The organism is Bacillus sp. 005/A4HT-01/001, from assembly GCF_004634445.1.
Taxonomy (GTDB): Bacteria; Bacillota; Bacilli; order Bacillales; family Bacillaceae; genus Bacillus; species Bacillus altitudinis.
Map to the genome: position 1 here is coordinate 214,948 of NZ_SEIZ01000001.1, position 16,153 is coordinate 231,100.

Consider the following 16,153-nt stretch of genomic DNA (forward strand, 5'->3'; position numbering starts at 1 on the left):
GCAGTTTTTTAACGGTCTTTATTGGCACGATGAGCTTCATTTAATTGCTTGATCCGCTGAATCGTTTCTTTGATGTCTTCTTTTGCCTCTGGATACGTGTCATTAAAATGCTTGGCTAAAGGCGGTATGCTTTTGGCAATATGAGAATAGATGATCCACTGCGAGACATCTCTTTTCAGTTCCTCATTCGTTTCACCAAGCAGCAGCTCTGTATATTTATCAAGCAGGCCTTCGAGCTTTTCATCTAATTCATTTCCCATTTGTATTCCGCTCCTTTTTTCAGAAAAAAGCCTGACTCTGCGTGTAACAGATGTCAGGCTTTTCACATACGATTATCTTGCAGCAAGAAATGTCTCAGCTTGTGCCTGTTGGACAATACAGCGTCCTCTGCCGTGCGGAATACATAACGGTGTTCCGAATAAAGGATCTGTTGTTACTTGGCAGTTCATATCAAAGACATTTTTCACAAGATCACAGTTAATGACAGTTTCCGGTCTTCCTTCTGCATAAATTGACTTGTCTTTAATGGCCACAAGGTGATGCGCATATCTGCAAGCGAGATTGAGGTCATGCAGAACCATGACAATCGTGCGCTGCTCTTTTTCATTTAAATCAAAAAGAAGATCAAGGATTTCAATTTGGTGCGTCATGTCTAAATACGTTGTTGGCTCATCTAATAGAATAATATCCGTCTCCTGTGCCAATGTCATCGCAATCCATGCACGCTGCCTTTGTCCACCTGATAATGAATCAACCGTTCGATCAGCAAGGTCTTCCATCTTCGTTGATTTCAGTGCGCGATTTACCGCTTCTTCATCTTGCTTTGACCATTGCTTCAGCCAATTTTGATAAGGATATCGCCCTTGCTTGACGAGTTGATGTACCGTTAATCCTTCTGGCGCTTCCGGTCCTTGCGGAAGAATGGCGAGCTGTTTCGCCACTTCCTTTGTTGGTAATTTGGCAATGGAATGACCTTCAAGCAGGACAGAACCACCCATTGGCTTCATGAGACGGGCCAAAGAGCGAAGTAGCGTGGATTTACCGCATCCATTACTGCCAATAAATACTGTGATTTCACCCTTAGGGATTGACACATTTAGTTCGTCTATGATCATTGTTTCTCCGTAACCTAAGCTTAAACCTTCAGTAGAAATGGCACTCATTCCGCTCAAACGCTCCTTTTCTCATCCAAATTTTTTATATTGAATATCGTCTATGTAGACGTCAAAGATCACTTATCTCAATTTAGTGTATCAGATTTAAGTGATCTTGAAAATCATTTTCAATTAAAAAATGAGAAAGTCTCGTTTACTTTGTCTTTTCGAACGCGCGTTTCGTCCCATCTTCGAGCTTCATATCGACTCGTATTCGCTGATAATCATCATCTAAATTAAAAGCAGATAATAATTCATTGACATATGTTTCATTCAGCTTTGCACTAGGAATCGACATATCATTGAGCTTCATCTTCATTTCACGTAAAGCTTCTTCCCCTTCATAGCGGACACCATTCATATGATCTCGAATCAGTGCTTCTTCTCTTCCACCAGCTTGACGATAGGTAGCTTCATATAATTCGCTTTTTTGTCCATATTGTACATGCAATTGCAAATGCTGAAATGGCAGTTCCTTCATTTGAACAGCGGACAGACTTTCAGCTTCTGCTTCATGTGGATGTTGTATTGGTTCGATTGAACGACAGCCAGACAGCATAAAGAACAGCACTCCTAGCAGTCCCGCCTTCTTCCAGCACATCATGTATTTCCTCCTATTTTATAGCATCGTTTTTTATTCTTCTCCAAGCCCCTTTTCGTTATTCAATAAAACAGCAGACTATGGTAGATTAAAACAAAAAGGAGAACCGGATGATGAATAAAACAGCCATTGTGACTGGTGCCAACAGCGGTTTTGGAAAGCTCATCACACTGCGTCTTGCTCAGCAAGGGTACACTGTGATTGCTGGCGTAAGACAGGAAACCAATGCGAAAAAGCTTGCCGAAGAAGTAAAGAACGCCGCTTTATCCGAATCGATACATATTGAAGCATTAGATGTGACAGATACACAGTCCATTCAAGCATTTCAAAAAAGGCTTAATGCCTATGCTCCCATTCACCTGCTTGTGAACAATGCGGGAACGGCCTATGCTGGTTTTGCTGAAGAGGTGCCTGTTGATCAGTACCGAGAGCAATTCGAAGTGAATGTCTTTGGTGTGATGGAAATGACACAAGCAGTCCTTCCGTTGATGACGAGCGGTGCAAAAATATTGAATATGAGCAGTATCAGCGGACTCATGGGAATGCCCGCACTCTCTCCATATGTATCGTCAAAGTTTGCGCTAGAGGGCTATACAGAGAGTTTGCGAATTGAGCTGGCTGCGTTTGGCATTCAAGCCGCTTTGATTGAGCCGGGTTCTTTCCAAACGAACATTTGGAACACCTCCATGAATGAGCAAATGACACCGCCCGCAGCAGGTTCTAAATACACAACTATTTATGAAAACATGATGGCCTATATAGAGGCGCAAAAAAACAACTATGGAGATCCAGACGAAGTTGCAGAGCTTGTGGTTTCGCTTGCAGAGAAGAAGCGGCTAAAGAAGCTAAGGTATCTTGTTGGGAAAGGTGTTCGGCTTTCATTCATAGCAAAGCAGCTCCTGCCTTGGAATGTATGGGAAAACATTATTTTACGGACACTATCTTCAAAAAAATAGACACAAAAAAACAGGTGGATCGATTATCCACCTGTTTTCTTTTATTCGTTATCAGACTGCCCAAGGGTAATATCCAGATTTTTGTTCTTTCCATCACGGATGACAGTCATTGTCGTTTTATCGCCAATTTTTGTTTCTTTATAAAGGATTTCTTTCAGTTGTGAGCTGTTCGCTACATCTTTTCCTTTGAACTTGATGATGACATCTCCAGACTTCAAGCCTGCTTTTTGTGCAGGAGATCCTTTTGAAACATCTTTTACATAGATGCCTTTACCGATTTGTTTATCAAATAGGCCAAGTGTATTTTCCTGATACGTTTCAGGCACTTGCTCAAGGTCAATCATTTGTACGCCAAGGTAAGGACGTTCGACTTTTCCATTTTTCAACAGCTGATCTACGATCGGTTTTACATCGTTACTTGGGATCGCAAATCCGAGTGATTCTACTCCGCTTTCGCTAATTTTCAAACTGTTGATGCCGATGACTTGACCGTCTGTATTGATCAGCGGACCGCCACTGTTTCCAGGGTTAATGGCTGCATCTGTTTGAAGCACATTCATCTCAACGGTTCCAGATGATGTATTGGCTTCAACGGTACGATCGAGACCACTAATAATCCCTTCTGTTACTGTACCAGAGAACTGCGCACCAAGCGGGTTCCCGATTGCAATGACTTTGTCTCCAGCACGAAGTTTAGAAGAATCTCCAAAGCTTGCAACTTTATCAATGCCGTCAGCATTTATTTCCACGACAGCTAAATCTGTCATTACGTCACTGCCGACAAGCTTGGCATCTTTTGTTTTCCCATCGTATAGTGTGACCTTTAATTTATTGGCACCCTCGACTACATGGTTATTTGTGATAATGTATGCTTTTTTGCCATCTTTTTTGAAGATGACACCAGAACCCGTTCCAGCTTCTGCTTCAGTTGAATCACCGCTAAGACCGAACGAGTTTTGTGTAGATTGATAGTTTGAGACCCCTACAATCGTCGGCTCTAAATCTTCTACCATATCAGCAACATTCGTCGCATTGGTGATTTGTTTTGTTGAGAAATTTTCAGATGAAGCCGGTTCGCTTGATGCTGTTTGGGTTTGAGTGTTTGCCGCTGTATCTTGTGACTGCGGTAAAAGCGGTGTAATGCCAAGCACAAGACCGCCGCCAATAATCCCTCCAAGAATCGGACTTAGCCATGCAGCCTTTCGTTTTTTCTCCTTTTTAGACGAACGGTCATCAATCACTTGAGGAGACCCATTTGTCACCCTCTCCTGAGAGGCAGATGCTTCGTTTTCATGGTGGTGAAAAACGAGTTCTTTCTCTTTTTCTGGTTCTTCTATTTGTTTCTCATTCTCTTGATGTGTGTGTTCTTGATCATTCATCTTTTTCTCTTCATCTTCTCTTCGGAAATCCATCGCTTGCACTCCTTTGCATCATTTTCATGAAATGCTTCATTCATATGTCTAGACAGGACTCATGTCCTCTTAATGGCAATATCATTGAAAAATTCTTTATGACAATATGTCAAATTATATAATACTTATTCATAGAAAAAAAGCAAGGTGTGCACATTGGTGAAAAGCACCTATTCATTAGCCTTTTGTCTATGCCCTTTTTTCCCTTGAGCTTATCATAAACAAACATTATGGGATAATAATGAGAAGAATATGTGAAATTGTGAAAAAAGCGTGTGATTGTTGACATGCCGCCTTTGTATCCCGTTATAATGACGTTGAGAGGATGTGGAAGACTTTGTCGTACACCATTTATTTAGTTGAAGATGAGCAGAATTTAAATGAACTGTTAACCAAATATTTAGAGAGTGAAAATTGGAATGTGTCCTCTTTTTTAACCGGAGAAGCGGCACGCGCGGCCATGAACAAGCCACCGCATCTATGGATTTTAGATATTATGCTGCCTGATACAGACGGCTACACACTCATTAAAGAAATCAAAGCAGCCTCGCCTGACGTACCGGTCATTTTTATTTCGGCACGTGATGCCGATATTGATCGTGTGCTTGGCTTAGAACTCGGGAGCAGTGATTATATTGCGAAACCCTTTCTTCCGCGCGAGCTGATCATCCGCGTGCAAAAACTGCTGGAGCTTGTATATAAAAACAGTGACACACCTCAGCAAAGCGTCACACCCGTTTCTTCCTATATCATTCATGAGGACGTAAGAGAGGTGTATGAAGGAGATCAGCTGATTAATTTAACGTCTAAGGAATTTGATTTGCTGCTCTTATTTACCCATCATCAAGGACATGCCTTTTCCCGGGAAGATATCCTCGTCAAGATCTGGGGGCACGATTACTTCGGGACAGATCGTGTGGTCGATGATCTTGTCAGACGGCTGCGCAAAAAAATGCCTGACTTAAAAGTCGAGACCATTTATGGATTTGGCTATAGGATGCTAAAAGGATGAAGAACAAACCGCTCGCTTTTCAAATCTGGGTTGTCATCTCTGGCATTTTACTCACCATTTCGATTGTCCTGATCATTTTATTTTCAAATACATTACGCAGCTTCTTTACGAATGAAATTTATAAAAACATCGAAAACGAGCAGCAGGTGTTAACAGAATACCCTCTGAATCGAGACGGCTCACCAAAGTCGACACCAGAAAACCGCTCGGTTCAGCACATTCTGATTCCGTCAGATGAATTAAATCAAATGGCTCAGTTTTTCCCGCATGCCTTTATTGAAAAAGTGCAGTCCTTTGTTAAAAAACAAAAAAGCGCAACAAAACGCTATTCTGAAGAAGTGAATGGTCAGCATATCTTTTTTGTGATCAAAAAAGTCTCAACAGGCAATACACAATATATTCTCTTGTCATATGCACCCGATTCTTATCGAGATGACTTGTCCTTTACACTGTTTAAACAGCTGATTTTCATCTTAGGAACGGTTATTTTACTAAGCTGGATTCCATCGATTTGGCTCGCCCGCTACTTATCACGTCCAATCGTCGCGTTTGAAAAGCACGTTAAGCGCATTGCACAAGAAGACTGGGACGATCCTGTGATTGTTGACCGGCAAGATGAAATTGGCAAACTGGGGCATACGATTGAAGAAATGAGACAAAAGCTCATTCAAAAGGATGAAACAGAACGAACGCTTTTGCAAAATATATCACACGACTTAAAAACACCTGTGATGGTCATCCGCGGTTATACGCAGTCTATTAAAGATGGAATTTTCCCTAAAGGAGATCTTGAACAAACGGTGGAAGTGATTGAAGGCGAAGCGGAAAAGCTTGAGAAGAAAATCAAAGATTTGCTGTATTTAACAAAGCTTGATTATTTATCAAAACAACATCCGGCGCATTCTCCCTTCCTTGTGAGTAATACAATGCTGGAAGTGGTTGACCGTTTACGCTGGTCGAAAAATGAATTGCAGTGGAACGTGGACTTAGATGATGAGGCTGCACTTGAAGGCGATCCAGAACAATGGAGCAAATTATTTGAAAATGTATTAGAAAATCAACTTCGCTACGCAAAAAATAAAATTGATATTCATATGAAGCAGGAAGAGGATCAAATTCGCATCATCATTCGTAATGATGGCCCTCCAATTGAAGAACACATGCTATCCAGCCTATACGAACCTTTTAGTAAGGGAAAAAAGGGCGAATTCGGCATTGGATTAAGCATTGTCAAACGAATTCTTTCAATGCATCAAGCGTCCATATCAATTGAAAATGATGAACTAGGTGTACGCTATACGATCACTGTTCCAAAGAAGAGGCTGTAGGTTTTACACCGCAGTCTTTTTTAGATGAATGAATACCCATTGAAATCACGGTATGTGGCTTTGATTTTCTTGCCAGCTTGATACATCCATTTCTTTTCAATGGTTGTCTCTTTCGGCATTTTGACTTTTTCTACTTGAATTCCTTTTGTTTTCAAGCGTCTAATCATATCATCAATTTCTCTCATGGAATATCATCCTTTCACATTTTTTGACCGGTTGGTCACCTTACTTTATAATATAAAGAATTACACTGTAAAAAACAAGTTACAATCTGATTAATTTTTGAAAAGTTTTGTCGTTTATGACCGATAAGTCACATCTCTTTGCGCACGTTTCCTAAGACATTTGTCTCTCGGTAAGAAAGGATGACATTCATATTGAAAAAGAAAGAAAAAATGATTATTGAGGCTGGTATGAAGTTATTTGCCAGCAAAGGCTATAATACAACGTCTGTTCAGGAAATTGCAGATGAATGCCACATGTCAAAGGGTGCGTTTTACCTTTATTTCAAATCGAAAGAAGCACTGCTTATTTCGATCTTGCATTACTATTACGATAAGGTATTTACCCGGATTCACGAGGTTCAAACAGAGGGCGGCACACCAAAAGAGGCCTACCGGAAACAGCTCACTGTCTATTACGATAATATTTTACAGCAAAAAGATTTTATTAAAATGCAGCTAAGCGACAGGGCGCTCCCATTGAACGAAGAAACGCAGCAGCTCGCAAAGCAAATTCGACTTGCGACGATTCAGTTGCACATTGATAACATTAAGCAAGTGTATGGAGATGCAGCCATTCCTTATATGGCTGATCTATGTTTAACGATTGAGGGCATGAGTCACGTTTACTTTGAGCTTGCCATTTTATATGATTTTCAGCTCGAAGCAGAGGAGCTTGCCGCAACAATGATTCACCGTATCGATGATCTAATGGGCGGTATGATGAAGCGAAATGACCATCCGCTCATTTCTGTGGACCAAGCAAGCGACTGGTTCGGCCCGATTTATGAACGATCATTTGACCCGCTCACAGAATCTCTATTAAAAGAATTAAGAGAGCTGGCAGAAGCACATTATGAAGTGAAAGACGAGCCAGATTTATTTGAAGCGCTTGGCATTTTAGAAAACGAGTTAAACAAACAAAAACCAAGACAAGTCATCGTCAAAGGCATGCTTTACCAATTGAAATTATACACACCACTTCAGCCGGTCTCAGGCTCCTTATTACGCATTCTAAAAGAAGATCATTTATAAAACCCAGGGCTTGGTTGCCCTGGGTTTATGATTGTGACAAACAATCAAACTTCTTTTCTGTGATTTCAGGGAGTTTCCATTAAAAAACCAGAGGCACAGAGGCCTCTGGTGTCTTATTTTGCTTTCGGTGTCACCATTTCTTCTGGTTTCACAAACTCTTCAAACTGCTCTTCTGTTAATAGTTCTAATTGAAGGGCAGCTTCTTTTAGTGTTAATCCTTCTTTGTGCGCAAGCTTCGCAATTTTCGCTGCATTTTCATATCCGATGTGTGGGTTGAGTGCCGTCACAAGCATCAATGAATTGTTTAGGTTTTTCTCGATCGTTTCTAGGTTTGGTTCAATTCCAACGGCACACTTGTCATGGAATGAGTTCATACCGTCAGCAAGCAATTCAACTGACTGCAGGAAGTTATAGATGATGACCGGCTTAAATACGTTCAGCTCGAAGTTTCCTTGGCTTGCGGCAAAACCGATCGTTGCATCATTCCCCATGATTTGTGCGGCAATCATTGTTAAAGCTTCACTTTGAGTTGGGTTGACCTTTCCTGGCATAATGGAGCTGCCTGGCTCATTTTCAGGAATGATCAATTCACCAATTCCGCAGCGAGGACCACTTGCAAGCCATCTCACATCATTGGCAATTTTCATTAAGTCAGCTGCAAGTGCTTTAAGCGCACCGTGTGCATATGTGATTTCATCATGGCTTGTCAGCGCATGGAATTTGTTTGGTGAAGAATTGAACGTTTGACCAGTTAACTGGCTGATTTCTTCTGCCACGTATTTACCAAACTCAGGATGTGCGTTAATTCCCGTACCAACAGCTGTTCCGCCAATGGCAAGTTCTCTCATTTTTTCAGTAGATTCTAAAATCATTTCTTTTGAACGATCAAGCATGTACACCCAGCCGCTAATCTCTTGGCCCACTGTAAGAGGTGTTGCATCTTGCAAATGCGTACGGCCAATTTTCACGATCTCTTGGTATGCTTTTGCTTTCTCATCAAGCGTCGCTCTTAACTGGTCAATCGCAGGCAATAGCTTTTTGTACACAGCTAAAACAGCTGCCACGTGCATAGCCGTTGGGAATGTATCATTTGAGCTTTGGCTGCGGTTGACATCGTCATTCGGGTGAATGCTGAATTCACTATTTTTATCTTTCAAGTAAGCAGTTGCTCTATTTGCAACGACTTCGTTCATGTTCATGTTACTTTGTGTTCCACTTCCTGTTTGCCATACAACAAGCGGGAAATGCTCGTCATATTTTCCACTGATAATGTCATCACATACAGCAGCAATCGCTTCTGCTTTTTCACTTTCTAAGTTGCCTAGACGTTCGTTCGCAATCGCTGTGCTACGTTTCAAAATTGCAAACGCATTCACAACTTCCTTTGGCATTTTCTCAGAACCGATTTTGAAATTTTCTTTGCTTCGTTGTGTTTGTGCACCCCAGAACTTGTCCTGTGGCACCTTGATTTCGCCCATTGTATCTTTTTCGATTCTAAATTCTGTCATTATGTATCCCTCCATAGCTTCATCACTCAACTCTATTCTATACAAAAAACGAAAATCCTTTAAGCGTTTTCAATTAAAATTTTATCTTTATTTTAATTTTAGTTCAATATAAACACGAACATCTTTGGAATATTTGTATTTTGGATTTGTTTTTCCGTAATCTTTTGACGTATAAGTCACCTCATAATGCTTGTCAAACGACTGTAGAATAAGGTCGATCTCCTCTTTTGTTCCTGCTAAACGAATTTGCGCCATCTTCTTTCCTCCAACACCGTGATTCTTTCATATACCACAAAATAATGTAACACAGAATATTGTTTTTTCAAGCAGGTAATGCTAAGAAAAAGAAATTGAGGTGGGTGATCCATTTGAATCAAACTCCATTGAAAGAGCACTTATACGATAATCTCTCTGTCATTCTCCCTCAGTTAAAGGACATGGATGATTTGATCCATGAGAAAAAAACATTGCCTCATGGACAGGTTGTCTACTATTTATACATTAAAGAAATGAACGAAGCGATGCAGATTCAAACCTTCTTAAAGCTGCTATTGCAAGATCATGCCTCTCTAACAAAAGAGAAGCTAGAATCCAATTTATCGATGATGACTACCCGTACGGTAAAAACCTCTGAAGAACTAGTAGATGCTATTTTTCAAGGACATTGTGTCGTACTGATTAATGGATTTCAGCACGCTTATATTTTAGAAACGCACGGAACGAAGAAACGCAGTTTAGGAGATGCTACGTCTGAAACCGTCGCAAGGGGGCCAAAAATTGGCTTCATTGAAGATATCAACACGAACTTAGCTCTCGTCAGACAACGTTTGAAAAACCCTGATCTCAAAACAGTTGACATGAAGATCGGCGAAAAGAAATACACCCAAGTATCGATCATGTACATTGACGGGATCGTTGAGCCCTCTGTTTTAAAAGAGGTAAAAAAGCGTCTCAAACAAGTCACCATTGATGATATTCAAGACTCAGGCGTTCTTGAGGAGCTCATTGAAGACAATGTGTATTCTCCTTTTCCGCAAATTCAAAACACAGAACGGCCTGATAAAGTCGCATCTGCTTTAAACAATGGGCGCGTCGCCATCTTTGTCGATCATTCGCCTTTTATCTTAATTGTGCCTGCTTCCCTCGCGACGATTATGCAGTCACCTGATGATTATTATGAAAGATGGATCGCCGCTTCTCTTATTCGTTTGCTACGTTTTACGTCCATCTTTCTCACATTGTTTTTATCAGCCATTTATATTGCCCTTGTGTCCTTCCATCAAGGTCTTTTGCCCACAACTTTAGCTATTTCCATCTCAAGCACACGAGAGAATGTCCCATTTCCTCCTATTGTGGAAGCACTCATCATGGAAATGACCATTGAGCTGCTGCGAGAGGCTGGGTTAAGGCTGCCTAATCCACTTGGACAAACAATCGGACTTGTGGGCGGAGTTGTCATTGGACAGGCAGCCGTACAAGCACATATTGTCAGCTCCATTATGGTCATTATTGTCAGCGTCATTGCACTTGCATCCTTTACCTTTCCTCAATATGGGATGGGGATGTCATTTCGTGTCCTTCGCTTTGTGTCCATGTTTACTGCAGCTACATTCGGTTTATATGGACTTGTCCTGTTTATGCTCGTCTTACTCACTCATTTGACAAGACAAAAAAGCTTTGGCACCCCATATTTTTCACCAGATTTTGTGTTCAGTTATAAAAATGAGGACAATTCCATCATCAGATTGCCTTTGAAAAATCAAAAGAAAGGGGAACGACATGGTCAATCATAAAGAGTCGATCACAAGCTATCAGGCAAGTGCCATTATCGCCAATACCACGCTAGGCGCAAGTATGATGATTCTGCCAAGATCAATGGCTCAAGCTGCGCCTACACCTGACGGCTGGATTGCACTCTTACTCATGAGTGTGATATACATTGTGTTCATTTTTGTCAATGTGCTCATGATGAAAAAGGTCTCCTTTTCTTCCTACTATGACTATACAAAAGAAGGACTTGGGAAATGGATTGGCTCACTTGCCAACCTGTTGATTATTATTTACTTTCTCGGCGTTGCCAGCTATGAAGTGCGAGCCATGTCTGAGATGGTGAAATTCTTTCTACTTCAAAACACACCTGTAGCCGTGACGATGATCAGCTTTATTTTGGTTGGTTTTTACCTTGTGATTGGGGGGATTGGTGATTTTGCCCGGCTGTGCCCTTTTTTTCTGATTGTCACACTCATCATCTTATTTGTAGCCTACGGACTTAGTGTACAAGAGTTTAAGCTCGATAACCTACGGCCAGTTTTAGGAGAGGGCATTTCCCCTGTTTTCAATTCCTTTAATGCTTCGGCCATTTCGTTTGTCGGTATTGAAATGATGCTCTTTATGCCTGCCTATATGAAGACGCAAAAACACACCTTTGCATACGGAACCATCGGCTTTTTGATTCCTGCGATCATCTATATTTTCACCTATATTCTTGTAGTTGGTGCGCTCACGGTGAAAGAAACGGCGACTCTGACGTGGCCGACCATTGCCTTATTTCAATCATTTGATATTCAGGGGATTTTTATTGAACGGATTGAATCCTTTTTGCTGATTGTTTGGCTTGTCCAGCTTTATACGAGCTTTGTAGGATATACGTTTTTTGCTACGATAGGAGTCATCAAATTGACTAAATTCCCTAAAAAAATCGCGCTCGCCTTGATGGGCATTGTGATCTTCTTTGCCGCTCTTTTCCCAAAAGATGTTGATACGGTCCGAGACTATTTAACCTACGTAAACAACTTGTTCTTTCTTCTATTTGGTATACTCCCGTTTCTTTTATTTATCATCGTATTTTTCAAAAGGAGGCGGAAAACAGCATGAAAAAGAAAGCGGTTCTTGCGCTCTTCTCACTGATTCTATTATGCGGGTGCTGGGATAGTACAAATATCGAGGAGCTCAACATGGCAATTGGATTTGCTGTAGATAAAGGAGATGGCGGACATAAATTGAAGCTGTCTATGCAGGTGCTCGTTCCTCAAAAAATTGAGCAAGAATCGAGCGTGAAAGATCCGACGAAGATTATTGAAACAAGCGGTGATTCCATACACCAAATTTTTCGTACAACGGCCCTAAAAACACACCGCATTTTTGCTCAGCAGCTGAGGGTTTATTTGTTTTCTCAAGACCTTATCAATGAAAATAATTTCGATTTGGTCATCAATCAATTCATTCGGGACAATGAAACACGAAGAGGAAGCCTTGTCTTTATGGCCTCTGAGAAGCCTGGAGATATGCTGAAAATCAATGACGACGGCCAGCCTGCCGCTTCCACCTTATACGATATTTCTTCGAATACAAAAACGACCATTCGTATGTTCAAGCCCGTTTCCTTAGGAGATATTTCTTCTGCCATGCAAAACAACGTATCCTTTGCCATTCCGAAAGTCAGTGTTAGTCAGGGCAAATTAATGCTGGATGGTGCCTCGATTATTCAGAACAAACGATTTCTCACCAACATCTCTCCTTTAGCGGTGCAGTCCTACAACCTGCTGACTGGAGATGCAACAGGCGGAGTGATTGAATTCCAATATGAACATAGCATTTATTCTTTTGAGATCTTTAAAATCAAACACAACATTGACACCCATAAAACAGCCAGTGGCAAATATGAATTTGATGTGTCAGTGGAGCTTGATGGAAGATTGTCTGAGGATTGGAATGAACGGGAAAATTCATTTAATGAAAAATACCTCCAAGAAATTGAGAAAGTCGTGGCACATCGACTTGAGGAAAATGTAAAAGATTTTATCGGGGAATTACAGCATGAGATCAAAGCAGATATTTGTGGATTTTATCAAAAAGCGAGTATTGCCTATCCGAAGGAATTCCGAAAAGAAGCAAAACATTGGGATGACATTTTTAGTGAATCGGATATTCGTTACAAGGTAAATGTGAAAATCCGTGACTTCGGGACTAAGGGCGCAACACAATCCTTATAGAGTATGTTAAAATGGTAAGAAAAAAAGGGTGTCAATCATGAAACGAGCTTTACTTTCGGCCGGCATTCTATTTTTGATTCTAGGAATACTTCTGTTAGTCGTGGTATTCATGCAATCAAAAGAAGATTTCTTCATTGAAGCCGACAGCTTTTCAAGCACATTTTTGATCGTGATTTATTATGGACAAACCCCTGCGCTCCTTCTGATTGGAGGCGGTTTATTTGTTGGACTTTCACAGATCATTGATTTGCAAGAGAAAAAAGCGGCAGTGGCAAAGGAAAGCGTCAAACTGCTTTCCGAGTTGAAGAAAACCCTAGAAGACAAATCGGCCGAGGAGCAGGAGGCTTTTCCAGTTCCTGAGCTCCATCAACTATCCGAACGTCCAATCACAGGACAGAAGGACTAATTTTGCGCATGTTCCAGCAGCTTTCATTTGAAAGCTGTTTTTTTATTGAATCAGCTTATGGCGATGTGCATACACGGCTGCTTGTGTGCGGTCTTCTACATCAAGCTTGGAAAGAATGTTGGTAATATGCGTCTTGACTGTTTTGATGGTAATAAACAATTCCTCAGCAATGACCTTATTCGATTTCCCATCGGCAATCAGCTTTAATATTTCCATCTCTCTTGCGGTTAACGAATCGTGCAGAATGGACCCATTTGATGAATGGCGGAGTTTGTTCATGACCTTTCCAGCTACTTTTGATTCAAGTCTTGGTTCGCCGATACTCGCAGACCTGATGGCATCAGCAATTTCTCCTGCTTTCGATGTTTTTAAAAGATAGCTTAATGCACCAGCCTCAATCACTGGATACACTTTATCATCATCAATAAAGCTCGTCAGTACAATAATCCGAGCATCCTCTATTTCTTGACAAATTCTTTTCGTTGCTTCGATGCCATCCATGCCTTCCATAACAAGGTCCATTAAAATCACGTCTGGCTTTAATTCAACCGCTAGTTCTACACCTTTTTGTCCATCTGACGCTTCACCGATGACTTCAATATCCGCCTGTGCCTCTAAAAAAGCAGCAAGACCCATTCTCACCATTTCGTGATCGTCAATTAAAAGCACTCGAATCATCGAACGTTCTCTCCTTTTCCTTCATCAAAAATGGGAACCTTCACATCAATTTGTGTGCCTTTTCCCTCAAATGACATAATCTCTGCGACACCGCCTACTTCACTTGTTCTTTCTCGTATCGATTCAAGTCCGTAGGAAGCAGTCTTCACATGATCTGTTTGAAAACCAATCCCGTTGTCGATAATTTTCAACTGAACTTGACGGTTCCGAATAAGCAGACGTACTGTCACCTTTGTCGCCTTTGCATGCCTAAACACATTGGAAAGGGCTTCTTGCACAATTCGGAACAGATGGTCCTCCACCCCTTTAGACAGCGGAGCATCATCTTCTATTTCCCAATCAATATCAATTGGCTGCTTTGCCTGAAATTCATTGAGTAGCTCAATCAAGCCTTTTTTCAAGTCTTTTCCTTCAAGGGTGATCGGTCTTAAATGCAGAAGGAGTGCACGCATCTCATTTTGTGCATCGCCAGCCATTCGTTCCACAAGACGCATTTGCTTTAAAATCTTTTCATCCTTTTCCTTCATCCCTTCAAGAATCGCAGACGTCATCATCGAAATGGCGAATAGCTGCTGGCTGACTGCATCATGCAGCTCACGCGCTAGACGCTGACGCTCTTCTGAGACAACCGATTTTTTCATTTGAACCTGCCATTCAGCTCGCTCATTTGAGAGCTTTTGTAAGGAGGCTACTTGCCCTTCCACTCGTTTCGCCATTTCATTTAATTGATCTGCCGCCAAACCAATTTCATCATCACCTAGAGAAGGCAGTCTATAGGCAAAATTCCCATTTTCAAACTTCAAAATCGACTCTACAAGCTGATCCAGCCGCTTCTTATGCTGATAGCCAAACACATGCCCCGCTGATACACCAATGGCGAGACTAATAATGAGTAAAATACAAAAAAACGGGATGCCGAACCACCGCGTAGACAGCAAAATCATAGGATCAAGCTGGTAATAAAAAAACATTGGGAGTGTCGTCATGATGACAACACCAAGCGAGATACCGACTGCAAGACGAACAGATTGCCACTGGATGCCTAAATGCAGTTTCCTCATAAGTACCTCACATCCACATCCCCAATCAGGAGAGAAATGGAGATTTTCACTTTTCGCTTGCTCTCATCATAATCATTTGTCATGACATACACTTTACTGCCGAACCCGCTTCTTTTTTCATCAATGATTTTCATATCACCAATTGCAGCCGAAGCACTCACACACACTTCAATATCCTGCGGTACGTAAATATCGACATCTCCGATGAGCCCACTAATGACGATCGTGCTCTCTTCCTCTGCAATGATCGCCTTTGATAAGTCGATTTTGACATCGCCAATAAAACCTGAAATGGTCAAATCGCTTAATTGAAATGGTTTTTTCATCAGCCTGACTTCACCGATGAAGAAATCATGTTCTTTGCGCGGCTTTGTCTGGCTTTTTGTTTTCTTCTGATCGCCCTCTTTTTCAAGATTGACTTTCAGTGAAGGCTTCCCATCGTCTGATGATTCCTTTTTATCGACATCAAAAACAGGTTTGTTTTTCAATAAACGATAGCCCGCATAGATCAAAAAGGCAGCAAATAAATACCCAGTCAAACTAAACGTGATATTTAGTAGAAACTTCAAGAAGAGAAAGCCTGCAAAAATATAGGAAACCGAACCGAGCCAACGTTTAGATCGAGAGTGCAGCCAATAACCAGCTAGAGCAAAAAACACTGGCCAAAATAAGTCTGCCCCAATCCCAATAATTTTGAGAAAAAGATTAATACCAAAAATTACCACAATGATGCCTAAAATTTGATTTCTAGAAAAACGCAGTTGACTCGCCTCCTTCCTTTTTACGTTT

Annotated in this window: 18 protein-coding genes; 8 read left to right on the forward strand and 10 right to left on the reverse strand. The window is 41.2% G+C overall.

Going from position 1 to position 16,153, the window contains the following annotated elements:
- Positions 1-8: 8 nt before the first annotated feature.
- The 3 genes from ES896_RS01200 to ES896_RS01210 form a co-directional block, all read right to left on the reverse strand.
- Entirely contained in the window at positions 9-260 is a 252-nt protein-coding gene (locus ES896_RS01200; RefSeq protein WP_135226257.1) for a YusU family protein, read from the reverse strand.
- A gap of 72 nt (positions 261-332) precedes the next feature.
- Positions 333-1,163, reverse strand: a complete 831-nt coding sequence (locus tag ES896_RS01205; RefSeq protein WP_008347057.1) for an ABC transporter ATP-binding protein — start codon at positions 1,161-1,163, stop codon at positions 333-335.
- A 145-nt stretch (positions 1,164-1,308) separates the two neighbouring features.
- Positions 1,309-1,755 (reverse strand): YusW family protein, encoded by a 447-nt coding sequence (locus ES896_RS01210; protein ID WP_170916856.1) that lies wholly within the window; start codon positions 1,753-1,755, stop codon positions 1,309-1,311.
- Positions 1,756-1,868: 113 nt separating this feature from the next.
- Between ES896_RS01210 and ES896_RS01215 the strand changes: the two genes are divergently transcribed.
- Positions 1,869-2,711, forward strand: coding sequence for an oxidoreductase (locus ES896_RS01215; RefSeq protein WP_025207949.1), 843 nt, complete (start codon positions 1,869-1,871; stop codon positions 2,709-2,711).
- Between the two features lie 41 nt (positions 2,712-2,752).
- Here the strand turns inward: ES896_RS01215 and ES896_RS01220 are convergent, their stop codons facing one another.
- Positions 2,753-4,123, reverse strand: a complete 1,371-nt coding sequence (locus tag ES896_RS01220; RefSeq protein ID WP_008347064.1) for a S1C family serine protease — start codon at positions 4,121-4,123, stop codon at positions 2,753-2,755.
- Positions 4,124-4,460: 337 nt separating this feature from the next.
- Between ES896_RS01220 and ES896_RS01225 the strand changes: the two genes are divergently transcribed.
- Together ES896_RS01225 and ES896_RS01230 are read left to right on the forward strand one after the other, a co-directional pair.
- Entirely contained in the window at positions 4,461-5,135 is a 675-nt protein-coding gene (locus tag ES896_RS01225) for a response regulator transcription factor (protein ID WP_008347066.1), read from the forward strand.
- Positions 5,132-6,463 (forward strand): HAMP domain-containing sensor histidine kinase, encoded by a 1,332-nt coding sequence (locus ES896_RS01230; protein ID WP_135226258.1) that lies wholly within the window; start codon positions 5,132-5,134, stop codon positions 6,461-6,463. Before ES896_RS01225 ends, ES896_RS01230 begins: the two co-directional genes overlap by 4 nt.
- A gap of 20 nt (positions 6,464-6,483) precedes the next feature.
- Here the strand turns inward: ES896_RS01230 and spxO are convergent, their stop codons facing one another.
- Entirely contained in the window at positions 6,484-6,648 is a 165-nt protein-coding gene (gene spxO, locus ES896_RS19995; protein WP_096881830.1) for an anti-adapter protein SpxO, read from the reverse strand.
- A 192-nt stretch (positions 6,649-6,840) separates the two neighbouring features.
- Here spxO and ES896_RS01235 point away from each other — a divergent pair, with 192 nt between their 5' ends.
- Positions 6,841-7,719: a TetR/AcrR family transcriptional regulator gene (locus ES896_RS01235; RefSeq protein ID WP_017359276.1), complete on the forward strand. Its 879-nt coding sequence runs from the start codon at positions 6,841-6,843 to the stop codon at positions 7,717-7,719.
- 113 nt (positions 7,720-7,832) lie between these two features.
- Here the strand turns inward: ES896_RS01235 and fumC are convergent, their stop codons facing one another.
- Both fumC and ES896_RS01245 read right to left on the reverse strand, forming a co-directional pair.
- Positions 7,833-9,227, reverse strand: a complete 1,395-nt coding sequence (gene fumC, locus ES896_RS01240; RefSeq protein WP_017359275.1) for a class II fumarate hydratase — start codon at positions 9,225-9,227, stop codon at positions 7,833-7,835.
- 87 nt (positions 9,228-9,314) lie between these two features.
- Positions 9,315-9,482, reverse strand: coding sequence for a YvzF family protein (locus ES896_RS01245; protein ID WP_017359274.1), 168 nt, complete (start codon positions 9,480-9,482; stop codon positions 9,315-9,317).
- A 113-nt stretch (positions 9,483-9,595) separates the two neighbouring features.
- Between ES896_RS01245 and ES896_RS01250 the strand changes: the two genes are divergently transcribed.
- From ES896_RS01250 to ES896_RS01265, 4 genes are read left to right on the forward strand one after another with little or no spacing between them, the layout of a single operon-like run.
- A complete protein-coding gene (locus tag ES896_RS01250; protein ID WP_072367964.1) occupies positions 9,596-11,020 on the forward strand; it encodes a spore germination protein in 1,425 nt (474 codons plus the stop codon).
- On the forward strand, positions 11,007-12,101 hold the full coding sequence (locus ES896_RS01255; protein ID WP_135226259.1) for a GerAB/ArcD/ProY family transporter: 1,095 nt from the start codon (positions 11,007-11,009) through the stop codon (positions 12,099-12,101). Before ES896_RS01250 ends, ES896_RS01255 begins: the two co-directional genes overlap by 14 nt.
- Complete coding sequence (locus ES896_RS01260) at positions 12,098-13,219, forward strand: Ger(x)C family spore germination protein (protein ID WP_135226260.1); 1,122 nt, start codon at positions 12,098-12,100, stop codon at positions 13,217-13,219. Before ES896_RS01255 ends, ES896_RS01260 begins: the two co-directional genes overlap by 4 nt.
- A gap of 37 nt (positions 13,220-13,256) precedes the next feature.
- Positions 13,257-13,625 (forward strand): hypothetical protein, encoded by a 369-nt coding sequence (locus ES896_RS01265; protein ID WP_041091878.1) that lies wholly within the window; start codon positions 13,257-13,259, stop codon positions 13,623-13,625.
- A gap of 42 nt (positions 13,626-13,667) precedes the next feature.
- On the opposite strand, the gene liaR is transcribed toward ES896_RS01265, so the two are convergent.
- The 3 genes from liaR to liaF are packed head-to-tail and all read right to left on the reverse strand — an operon-like array spanning position 13,668 to position 16,125.
- Positions 13,668-14,303 carry a two-component system response regulator LiaR gene (liaR, locus tag ES896_RS01270; protein WP_007500305.1) on the reverse strand — a complete coding sequence of 212 codons (636 nt, stop codon included), beginning with the start codon at positions 14,301-14,303 and terminating at the stop codon, positions 13,668-13,670.
- Entirely contained in the window at positions 14,300-15,364 is a 1,065-nt protein-coding gene (gene liaS / locus ES896_RS01275; RefSeq protein ID WP_007500303.1) for a two-component system sensor histidine kinase LiaS, read from the reverse strand. The genes liaR and liaS overlap by 4 nt, the downstream gene beginning before the upstream one ends.
- Positions 15,361-16,125: a cell wall-active antibiotics response protein LiaF gene (liaF, locus tag ES896_RS01280; protein ID WP_007500301.1), complete on the reverse strand. Its 765-nt coding sequence runs from the start codon at positions 16,123-16,125 to the stop codon at positions 15,361-15,363. Before liaF ends, liaS begins: the two co-directional genes overlap by 4 nt.
- Positions 16,126-16,153: the final 28 nt, after the last annotated feature.

Bases quoted from the DNA above. Each gene is read 5' to 3' on its own strand.
- spxO (WP_096881830.1), bottom strand. From the start codon at position 6,648: ATGAGAGAAATTGATGATATGATTAGACGCTTGAAAACAAAAGGAATT.
- ES896_RS01230 (WP_135226258.1), top strand. From the start codon at position 5,132: ATGAAGAACAAACCGCTCGCTTTTCAAATCTGGGTTGTCATCTCTGGC.
- ES896_RS01260 (WP_135226260.1), top strand. From the start codon at position 12,098: ATGAAAAAGAAAGCGGTTCTTGCGCTCTTCTCACTGATTCTATTATGC.
- ES896_RS01215 (WP_025207949.1), top strand. From the start codon at position 1,869: ATGAATAAAACAGCCATTGTGACTGGTGCCAACAGCGGTTTTGGAAAG.
- ES896_RS01205 (WP_008347057.1), bottom strand. From the start codon at position 1,163: ATGAGTGCCATTTCTACTGAAGGTTTAAGCTTAGGTTACGGAGAAACA.
- ES896_RS01200 (WP_135226257.1), bottom strand. From the start codon at position 260: ATGGGAAATGAATTAGATGAAAAGCTCGAAGGCCTGCTTGATAAATAT.
- liaR (WP_007500305.1), bottom strand. From the start codon at position 14,303: ATGATTCGAGTGCTTTTAATTGACGATCACGAAATGGTGAGAATGGGT.
- liaS (WP_007500303.1), bottom strand. From the start codon at position 15,364: ATGAGGAAACTGCATTTAGGCATCCAGTGGCAATCTGTTCGTCTTGCA.
- fumC (WP_017359275.1), bottom strand. From the start codon at position 9,227: ATGACAGAATTTAGAATCGAAAAAGATACAATGGGCGAAATCAAGGTG.
- ES896_RS01210 (WP_170916856.1), bottom strand. From the start codon at position 1,755: ATGTGCTGGAAGAAGGCGGGACTGCTAGGAGTGCTGTTCTTTATGCTG.
- ES896_RS01265 (WP_041091878.1), top strand. From the start codon at position 13,257: ATGAAACGAGCTTTACTTTCGGCCGGCATTCTATTTTTGATTCTAGGA.
- ES896_RS01245 (WP_017359274.1), bottom strand. From the start codon at position 9,482: ATGGCGCAAATTCGTTTAGCAGGAACAAAAGAGGAGATCGACCTTATT.
- ES896_RS01255 (WP_135226259.1), top strand. From the start codon at position 11,007: ATGGTCAATCATAAAGAGTCGATCACAAGCTATCAGGCAAGTGCCATT.
- ES896_RS01220 (WP_008347064.1), bottom strand. From the start codon at position 4,123: ATGGATTTCCGAAGAGAAGATGAAGAGAAAAAGATGAATGATCAAGAA.